Below are 2,134 nucleotides of genomic sequence, written 5' to 3' on the forward strand. Positions count from 1 at the left end.
GCATATAATAACTTTAATAACAATGTAGGAAAAGGATTATATTTTCCGACAACGGATTTAACGACATGGGAGTTTAAGACTAATGCCATCAACCCAGGGAAGTTTAAAAATTATTTTGATGGAATGATTGTGTATAACTCTGGCACAGGAAAAACATTGGAAGATGCCAGCAAAGGAGGCAAACAAGTGTCTGTAACACCAGGGTTTTATTATTTTAAAAATCCTAATCAAACCGCACCAAGTGGGAGCGTAGCCAATGGCGAATGGGTGAGAATCAGCGATGCAGTATCGAATGATAATATATGGACCAACGACCACGCCAATCGTTTAGCCAAGCTCAAAAACCTCTCCGATGGCACCACGCCTAGAACCGATGATAAAAATGTGTTCATTAATGATGAGGGCAATGTAGGCATTGGGAGAAAAAGCGTTAGTGAAAAGCTAGCTGTGTACAACAGCAGCGGAGTCTTAAATTCCAATGATTTTGCATTCTATACAAAGATAGCTGAAGGGCTTGGACTAGATGTTAATAGAGAAAGTTCATTCTTTTTTAAATCTAACTTAGCAGATGGGTCTTTTACCAATATGGCAAGCCCTGGAGATAAAGCCCTTATTTTCTCTAACGATGGTATAGGCAATATCAATACCCCAGGTAAGGGGTTAATCCTTGCGCCATGGGTGAATGGGACAGCATACGGAATCAAACTTTTCGAACAAGGATTTACCGCTATTAATTTAGATAGACGTTCTCCCGTTAAGGAAACCTTAGATGTAAATGGTACGGTTCAGGTACGAGAGTTGCCCCAATCGGGTATAGGAAAGAAAAGGAATGGCGAAGAAACGCCCAATACAACATTTAATGCTACCCGCACAGTAGTAGTAGACAATCAAGGGACATTAGGTTATGTAGAGGGCTTGCCAACCAGTTATAATAGAAAAACAGTACCTATCAATAGCTCTACTCCAGTAAATTCTATAACAACTCTTGGGAATTTGAGCATTCGTTATAATGGAACTTCTGCACAAGGAGATCAAAGTATTGAATTTAGCCTAAACAACGCATCTTCTCATGTCTCCATTTGGGGAGAGAAAATGGGAAGCGGATATGCTGGAGGGCTGAACCCTTATGCACGAAGTAGCTATCGAACAATATCAGCCTCTACTATCACTAAAAATTGGTATGAAACAGGGATGAAAATTAATCCAGCCAATAGAGATATGGTTCGCTATACTATTAATTTACACAACACAGAAGAAGTTTATCGTATCAATATTGTGAGTAATGCAGCCATACCAGCTAGTGGAGGAAATGTAGGTTCAGTACCAGCTCAGATTACAATTTTTATTGAGAAATTACAATAAGCATACTTATTAATATTAATTACAAAACAAACAATGAAGAAAATAAGCATATTAGCCTTTTTAGGCTTAGGATTAATCACTTATGCCCAGCAGGGAAAAGTGGGGATTAATGCAGAAAACCCACAAGCTACTTTGGAGATAAAAGTAGCTGATGCCAATATAAATGGAAATACCAAAGAGGGTGTTTTAATACCACGCGTTAGCCGTCTGAGAGCTGCTAACATGGGTGCCGATGTTGCAGAATCTACATTGCTTTATATTGACTCTGTCTCAGATGGAACAGCATCAGGAACAACCGTTAATGTAGATGCCACAGGTTTTTACTTTTTTAAAGGAGGCGTTTGGGTTAAAATGGGAGCAGGGGCGTCTCAGGCAGATACTACCTTAGATGTTATTACTGGAAATCTTAGAGTGGTAACTTCTATAACTCCAGAAGAATGGGCGAAACCCAATACATTTGCTTTAGTACAAACGAGTGAAGATCAGATTAAATTACCAGATCCAGCAAACTATACTAATAAAATTATCTCTGTAAATAATCAGTATAATTATTCAGTTAGCTACTATAATACAAATAAGCCTAAAAATTCTAGTTCATTGGATTCAGGAAAAGGACATCTGTTGATGTCAAGTGGAACAACATGGTACATTATAGGAGGAAGCTATTAATAAAAATTAAATAAATGAAAAATAGAATAATATTGGCAAGTCTGTTATTAGGCTCTTTAGCATACGGACAAATAAAAGTACATACAGGACTAGATACATCAAT

At 37.7% G+C, this 2,134-nt stretch carries 1 protein-coding gene and 1 pseudogene; both read left to right on the forward strand.

The window, feature by feature from the left end:
* Nucleotides 1–1,362, forward strand: a pseudogene (locus C237_RS14765) (hypothetical protein); the annotation flags it as partial.
* Between the two features lie 33 nt (nt 1,363–1,395).
* Nucleotides 1,396–2,031, forward strand: coding sequence for a hypothetical protein (locus C237_RS0110350; protein WP_018676415.1), 636 nt, complete (start codon nt 1,396–1,398; stop codon nt 2,029–2,031).
* Nucleotides 2,032–2,134 lie beyond the last annotated feature (103 nt).

The organism is Riemerella columbina DSM 16469, assembly GCF_000374405.1.
Taxonomy (GTDB): Bacteria; Bacteroidota; Bacteroidia; order Flavobacteriales; family Weeksellaceae; genus Riemerella; species Riemerella columbina.